The sequence below is a fragment of the Bradyrhizobium sp. UFLA01-814 genome, from assembly GCF_046718885.1.
GTDB lineage: Bacteria > Pseudomonadota > Alphaproteobacteria > Rhizobiales > Xanthobacteraceae > Bradyrhizobium > Bradyrhizobium elkanii.
In genome coordinates, this window is record NZ_JAQOSR010000019.1 from 60,211 (window position 1) to 67,545 (window position 7,335).

The window sequence follows — 7,335 nt, forward strand, 5'->3', positions numbered from 1 at the left end:
TCTTCATTCATCGAACTCGGAGGGCCATTGGCCCTCCGCCACATCTTGCCGCAAGCCGGCAGAACACGAATCGAGTTGGCGATGGCCTTCACTGATATTTTCATCAAGCGCCCGGTGCTGTCGGTCGTCGTCAGCCTGCTGATCCTGCTGATCGGCCTGCGCGCGGCGATGGTTTTGCCAATCCGGCAATATCCGAATCTTTCGAACACCGTCGTGACGATCACCACGTCATACCCCGGTGCGTCACCCGAGCTGATCAACGGCTTCATCACCACGCCGATCGAGCAGGCCGTCGCTTCGGCCGAAGGCGTCGACTACATGACGTCGAACTCGGTGCTCGGCACCTCGACGATTCAGGTCTACGTCAAGCTCAATCACGATCCGAACCAGGCGCTGACCGAGGTGCTCGCCAAGGTCAACTCGGTCAAATACCTGATCCCGAAGGAAGCCTTCGATCCGGTCGTGACCAAGGCGACCGGTGACACCATCGCCGTGATGTATCTCGGCTTCTCGAGCGAAGAGCTGACCGGATCGTCGATCTCCGACTACCTGACCCGCGTCGTGCAGCCGGTGCTTTCGACGGTCGATGGCGTCGCGTCGGCCGACATCCTCGGCGGCCAGACCTTTGCGATGCGCGTCTGGCTCGATCCGACCCGCATGGCCGGCCGCGGCGTGTCGCCCAACGACGTCGCCGCCGCGATCGCCGCCAACAACTTCCAGGCCGCCGCCGGCCAGACCAAGGGCTTCTTCATCGTCTCCAACGTCTCGGCCAATACCGACCTTCAGAACATCGATCAGTTCAAGCGGATGATCGTGAAGGCGAAGGACGGCGGCTTCGTGCGCATCGAGGACATCGCGACGGTGGAGCTCGCGGCGCAAAGCACGGACGCCAGCGTCGCCTTCAACGGCGAGCATGCGATCTTCATCGGCATCAAGGCGACGCCGCAGGGCAACCCGCTGACCCTGGTGAAGGGCGTGCGCGCGCTGTTCCCCGACCTCGAGCGCAACCTGCCGCCATCGATGAAGATGAAGGTGGCCTACGATTCCACCAAGTTCATTCAATCGTCGATCGATGAGGTCGAGAAGACGCTCACCGAAGCGGTCCTGATCGTCGTCGTCGTCATCTTCCTGTTCCTGGCCTCGCTGCGGTCGGTGATCATTCCCGTCGTCACCATCCCGCTGTCGCTGATCGGCGTCTGCATCCTGATGCTGGCCGCCGGCTTCAGCTTCAACCTGCTGACGCTGCTGGCGATGGTGCTGGCGATCGGCCTCGTGGTCGACGACGCGATCGTTGTCGTGGAGAACATCCATCGACATCTCGAGGAGGGCCTGCCACCGGTGCAGGCATCGCTAAAGGGTGCCCGCGAGATCGTCGGTCCCGTCGTCTCGATGACGATCACGCTGGCGGCGGTGTACGCGCCGATCGGCTTCCTCGGCGGCGTGACCGGCACGCTGTTCCGCGAATTCGCCTTCACGCTGGCCGGCTCGGTGATCGTGTCGGGCGTGATCGCGCTGACGTTGTCGCCGATGATGTGCTCGGTGTTCCTCAAGAGCGCGGAGGAGGGGCGTTTCGCCAGGCTGGTCAATCGCGTGTTCGGCGCGTTGACGCGCGCCTATGGCCGTCAGCTCGACCGTTCGCTCGACTACCGCCCGATCACGGCGCTGTTCGCAGTGACCATCCTCGGTCTGGTCGGCTTCCTCTACATGCACATCCAGAAGGAGCTGGCGCCGCAGGAGGATCAGGGCATCGTGTTCGCGGTGACCAAGGCGCCGAAATACGCCAACATCGACTACATCGATTTCTACGGCGACAAGATGGACAAGGAGTTCCAGAAGTTTCCCGAGACCGACCTGCGGTTCATCCTGAACGGCATCACCGGTCCGCAGGGCGGCTTCGCCGGCATGCTGCTCAAGCCGTGGGATGAGCGCAAGCGCAGCGCGCAGGCGCTGCAGCCGCTGGTTCAGGCCGAGCTGTCCAAGATCGAGGGCATCAGCGCGTTCGCATTCAGCCTGCCGCCGCTGCCCGGCGGCCCCGGCGGTCTGCCGGTGCAGATGGTGATCTCTTCGACGGCCGGATTCCAGCAGGTGTTCGACCAGATGAGCAAGCTGAAGGATGCGGCGCGCAAGAGCGGCCTGTTCATCGTCACCGACAGCGATCTCGACTTCAACCAGCCGGTGGTCCGGGTGAAGGTCGATCGCTCCAAGGCGAGCGACCTCGGCATCACCATGCAGTCGATTGGCGGCGCCCTGGCGACGCTGCTCGGCGGCAACTATGTCAACCGCTTCAATCTGGAAGGACGCTCCTACCAGGTGATCCCGCAGGTGCCGCGCGCCAGCCGGCTCGCGCCCGAGGCATTCAACGATTACTACGTTCCCACCGCGACCGGGCAGCTGGTGCGGCTGTCGACCGTGGTTTCGGTCGAGACCGGCGTCGATCCCAATGCGCTGACCCACTACAACCAGCTCAACTCGTCGACCTTCCAGGCCGTGCCGATGCCCGGCGTCTCGATGGGCCAGGCCGTGGACTTCCTGCAGGGTGAAGCCAAGAAGCTGCCGTCCGGCTTCAGCTACGACTTCCTGGCCGACTCCCGGCAATACGTCCACGAAGGCAATCAGCTGCTGGTCACCTTCGCGTTCGCCATCATCATCATCTTCCTGGTGCTGGCGGCGCAGTTCGAGAGCCTGCGCGATCCGTTCGTGATCATGATCTCGGTGCCGATGGCGATCGTCGGCGCCTTGATCCCGCTGTTCTTCGGTGTCGCCACCATGAACATCTACACCCAGGTGGGCCTGCTGACGCTGGTCGGACTGATCACCAAGCACGGCATCCTGATGGTGGAGTTCGCCAACGAGTTGCAGCTCAACGAGGGACTGGACCGCCGCGCGGCGATCGAGATGGCCGCCCGGATCCGCCTGCGTCCGATCCTGATGACGACGGCGGCCATGGTCACCGGCCTGCTGCCGCTGCTCACGGCCTCGGGCGCGGGCGCTGCCAGCCGCTTCTCGATCGGGCTTGTGGTCGTGGCCGGCATGACGATCGGCACCCTGTTCACCCTGTTCGTGCTGCCGATGGTCTACACGGTGATCGCGACCGACCACCAGGCCGCGGCCCATTCCGATCGCGCCAAGCAGATCGCCGATTACGAGCTCGACCAGCGTGGCGGCGCGCTGAAACCGACCTGAGCCCTCCAAGCTCATGCTCGCAGAGAAGGCGGCACTGGCGAAAGCCACTGCCGCCTTTTCTTTGTCTCATGATAGGCTTTGCCGACGGCGGGCAGAAAGTACTCGTCTTAAGGAATCCGGAGGAAACAGGCATGGCGAGCGAGTTTGCGGCGGGCAACTACCGGTTCATTCCGGCCGTGTTCCAATATTCAAGCGGCGCGCAGGCGAACGCCGGTTATGAGATCGAGCGGGTGCGCTTCGATCGCCTGCTGCCGCTCGCGGAAGGCTTTGCGCGGATCGCGGCCTACATCCGCGACGCCGGCCGGCCGCTGACCGCGTTCTGCGCCTGCGAATTGCGCTCGCCGGCCGCCTTCACCGAGGACGGCTTCCGGGCCTTCAACCAGCACTACGTCAAGACGCTCGCCGAATGGGGCCTGTTCGACGGCACCATCAATCCGGTGGCGCGCAGCAATGTCTGTCCCGAGATCGATCCGCCGGGCGAGCCATCGTTCCATGCGTTCTCGTTCACGCGGCCGAGCACGACGACGTCGCCGTCCTTCGTGATCGCCGGTGGCGCCGAGGCACGCGGCGGCACCGCCAGCTATCCCGACCGCATCGTTTGCTATCGCGATCTCAGTCCCGGCGCGTGGCGGGAGAAGGTCCGCTTCACCGCCGGCGAGATGGAACGCCGTCTGGCGGAGTTCAGCTTCGGCTGGCAGGAGACGACGGCGGTGCAGGCCTACACCGTGCACGACATCCATCCGGTGCTCGTCGACGAGCTGGTCCGCCGCGGCGCCACGCGCTCCGGCCTGACCTGGCACTTTTGCCGCCCGCCGGTGGTCGATCTCGAATACGAGATGGATTGCAGGAGGGTGTTGCGCGAGGTCGTGATTTAGCTTCCGTCGTCATTGCGAGGAGCGAAGCGACGAAGCAATCCATAGCTCCGCATGCTCGGTGATGATGGATTGCTTCGCTTCGCTCGCAATGACGAGAACTTGGTGTCACGCAACTCTCCCCGTCATCCTGAGGTGCGAGCGAAGCGAGCCTCGAAGGATGCACGGCCACCAGCCGGGCCGTCGACCCTTCGAGACGCGCGTTCCGCGCTCCTCAGGGTGACGGGGAAGAATGGCGCGCGCTCGATACGGCCGACCGGTCACCGCGCCTTCGGATCGAGCGCGTCGCGCAGGCCGTCGCCGACCAAATTGAACGACAGCACGACCAGGAAGATCGCAAGCCCCGGCCAGACCGCCATCCAGGGCGCGCTGGTCAGGAAGCGTTGCGCGGCGTTGAGCATGCTGCCCCAGGACGGCGCCGGCGGCTGCTGGCCGAGGCCGAGGAATGACAGCGCGGCCTCGGCGATGATCGCGGCCGCGATCGACAGCGTCGCCTGCACCAGCAGCGCCGGCAGGATGTTGGGCAGGATGTGGACCAGCGCGATGCGCCAGCGCGGATTGCCCATGGCGCGCGCCGCCTCGACATAATCCTCGACCTTGACGCTCATCACCTGGCCGCGGGTCAGGCGGATGAAGATCGGGGTCGCCGAGACGCCGATCGCGATCATGGCATTGCTAAGACTAGGGCCGAGGAACGCGGCGAGCGCGATCGCCAGGATCAGGAACGGGCAGGCCAGCATGGCATCGGTGATGCGGCTGATCAGCGCGTCGATGAAGCCGCCGCGATAGCCGGCGAGGAGGCCGAGCGGCACGCCGATCGCAAGCGCGATGCCGACCGAGATGACGCCGGCAAGCAGCGAGGCGCGGGCGCCGAACACGACGCGGGCGAACACGTCGCGGCCGAGTTCGTCGGTGCCGAACCAGTGCTGCGCCGACGGCGCCTTGCGCACCAGCGACCAGCTCGTCGCGACCGGATCATAGGGCACGATCAGCGGCGCGAACACGGCGAGCAGGATGAAGAGCGCGATCACGGTGAGCCCGAGCACGGCACCCTTGCGCCGGATCAGCCGCCGCCAGGCGCGCCGTGCCGGGCTCTCGAGCGTTTCGGCGGCGGCAAGCGGAGCGAGGGGGCTGAGTGCAGCGTCGGTCATCCGATCAGCCCCTCAGCCGCGGGTTGACGAGGATGTAGGCGATGTCGGCGATCAGATTGAGCGTGATGTAGATCGTCGCCGTTGTCAGCACCACGCCCTGCACGACGGCATAGTCGCGGTTGAACACGGCATCGACGATCAGCTTGCCGAAGCCCGGGATCGAGAAGATCTGCTCGGTGAGCACCGCACCCGACAGCAGCGTGCCGAGCTCGAGCGCGCCGAGCGTGATGATCGGGGTCAGCGCGTTGCGCATCGCATGCTTGAGGATCACCGTGCGCTCGGACAGGCCCTTCGCCCGCGCGGTGCGGACATAGTCGCTCTCCAGCACCTGCAGCATCGCGCTTCGCGTATGCCGCATCAGGATCGCCGCGATCGCATTGCCGAGCACGAAGGCCGGCATGACGGATGCGGCGAGGCTCGCGCGCCAGTTTTCGCCGAGCGGCACGTAGCCGGAGGCCGGCAGCCAGCCGAGTTCGACGGAGAACAGGAAGATCAGCATGATGCCGAGCCAGAAATTTGGCGTCGAGATACCCCACAGCGCGAACAAATTGGCGCCATAGTCCCACGCCGTGCCGATCTTCACCGCCGAGATGATGCCGGCGGGAATGCCGATCAGGAAGGCGACCACGATCGCCATGCCGGCGATTTGCATCGTGACCGGCAGCTTCTGCGCGATCAGGCTCGACACCGGCATCTTGTTGCGCAGGGACTCGCCGAGGTCGCCCATGAGCACGCCCTTGACCCAATAGGCATATTGCACCGGAATCGGTTGATCCAGGTGATATTGCTGGCGGATCTGTTCGATGACGGCCGGATCGCGCTCCTCGCCGGCCATGACGAGTGCCGGATCGCCGGGCAGCAAATGTTGCAGCGAGAAGATCAGGAGCGAGACGAAGAACAGCGTCGGGACCAGCTGAACCAGCCGCTTGGCGAGGAAGTTCAGCATTGTCGGCCCCGCGTGTCCTGCGCTGTGGCGATCATTTCAATTTCAGCCCGACCACGCGCACCAATCCGTCCGGCATCTGCCGGTAACCCTCGACCTTGGTGGAGTGCGCGATCAGGAGTGTGCGGTGATAGATGTAGATGATCGGCTCGTCATTGAGCACGATCCTGGTCATCTTCTCGTAGATCGCCTTGCGCTGGGCGGGATCGTTGATCAGCCGCGCATCTTCCATCAGCTTGTCGGCTTCCGCGTTGGAATAGCCGCCATCGTTCTGCGGCGCCTTGGTGTGCAGGAAGACATAGGAATTGCCGTCAGGATCGATCCGGCCGCTCCAGTTGATCTGAAACACCTGAAATTCGCCGGCCTGGGCCTGCTTGAAAGTCGTCGCAAATTCGACCACGCGGATCTTGATGTCAAAGCCTGCTTCGGCCGCCATCGACTGCACAACCTGGGCCACGGCTTCGTTCTCGGCGCCTTTGGGGACCATGTAGTCGATGGCGACGGGCAGCGTGACCCCGGCCTCCTTCAGCAGCGCCTTGGCCTTGGCAATGTCGCGTCCCCGAACCGGAAACGCCTTCTGATAGTAAGGATGCGTCGGGCTGACCCACTGATTGCCCGGCGTGAACTCGCCGTTGAAGACGACCTGGTTGAGCGCCTCGCGGTCAATCGACAGATCGAGCGCCTGGCGCACCTTTTCCGACTGGCTGAGCGGCCCCTTGCTCTTGTCGTTGCCGACGTTGATGGTGAGGCCGAGATAGCCGAGTTCAGGCGCGGTCGACAGCACGAGCCGCTTGTCAGCTCGGACGTCCTTGATATCGGTGGCGAGCACGCGCTCGATCAGGTCGAGCCCGCCGGATTTCAGATTGGCGAGCCGCACCGTGGCATCGACGATAGGAAGGAACACGATGCGATCGATGAAGACGTTGTCCTTGTTCCAGTAATCCCCGAATTTCTCGAACACCATGCGGTCCTGCTGCACGCGTTCGACGAACTTGTAGGGTCCGGCGCAGACTGGATGCAGCCCGAATTTGTCGCCCGCTTCCTTCACCGCCTTCGGCGAAACCATCATGCCGGCGCGGTCGGTTAATTGAGCGATCAGCGGCGAGTAGGGCGTCTTGAGCACCAGCTTGATGGTCAGGGGATCAACCTGTCTCTTATACACATCTGACGCTGCCGACGACCATGG

At 64.2% G+C, this 7,335-nt stretch carries 5 protein-coding genes; 2 read left to right on the forward strand and 3 right to left on the reverse strand.

Annotated elements, in window-relative coordinates; genetic code table 11:
- The first annotated feature begins 81 nt into the window (after window positions 1-81).
- Window positions 82-3,183, forward strand: a complete 3,102-nt coding sequence (locus PMN64_RS08715; RefSeq protein WP_304499257.1) for a multidrug efflux RND transporter permease subunit — start codon at window positions 82-84, stop codon at window positions 3,181-3,183.
- A 131-nt stretch (window positions 3,184-3,314) separates the two neighbouring features.
- On the forward strand, window positions 3,315-4,058 hold the full coding sequence (locus PMN64_RS08720) for a hypothetical protein (RefSeq protein WP_411780400.1): 744 nt from the start codon (window positions 3,315-3,317) through the stop codon (window positions 4,056-4,058).
- A gap of 257 nt (window positions 4,059-4,315) precedes the next feature.
- Here PMN64_RS08720 and PMN64_RS08725 read toward each other — a convergent pair whose 3' ends face one another.
- From PMN64_RS08725 to PMN64_RS08735, 3 genes are all read right to left on the reverse strand, one after another.
- Complete coding sequence (locus tag PMN64_RS08725; RefSeq protein WP_411780401.1) at window positions 4,316-5,206, reverse strand: ABC transporter permease; 891 nt, start codon at window positions 5,204-5,206, stop codon at window positions 4,316-4,318.
- Window positions 5,207-5,210: 4 nt separating this feature from the next.
- A complete protein-coding gene (locus PMN64_RS08730; RefSeq protein WP_411780402.1) occupies window positions 5,211-6,152 on the reverse strand; it encodes an ABC transporter permease in 942 nt (313 codons plus the stop codon).
- A 31-nt stretch (window positions 6,153-6,183) separates the two neighbouring features.
- The coding region (locus PMN64_RS08735) for an ABC transporter substrate-binding protein (protein WP_411780403.1) at window positions 6,184-7,335 on the reverse strand (1,152 nt) is incomplete at its 5' end.

Bases quoted from the DNA above. Each gene is read 5' to 3' on its own strand.
- PMN64_RS08730 (WP_411780402.1), bottom strand. From the start codon at position 6,152: ATGCTGAACTTCCTCGCCAAGCGGCTGGTTCAGCTGGTCCCGACGCTG.
- PMN64_RS08725 (WP_411780401.1), bottom strand. From the start codon at position 5,206: ATGACCGACGCTGCACTCAGCCCCCTCGCTCCGCTTGCCGCCGCCGAA.
- PMN64_RS08720 (WP_411780400.1), top strand. From the start codon at position 3,315: ATGGCGAGCGAGTTTGCGGCGGGCAACTACCGGTTCATTCCGGCCGTG.
- PMN64_RS08715 (WP_304499257.1), top strand. From the start codon at position 82: ATGGCCTTCACTGATATTTTCATCAAGCGCCCGGTGCTGTCGGTCGTC.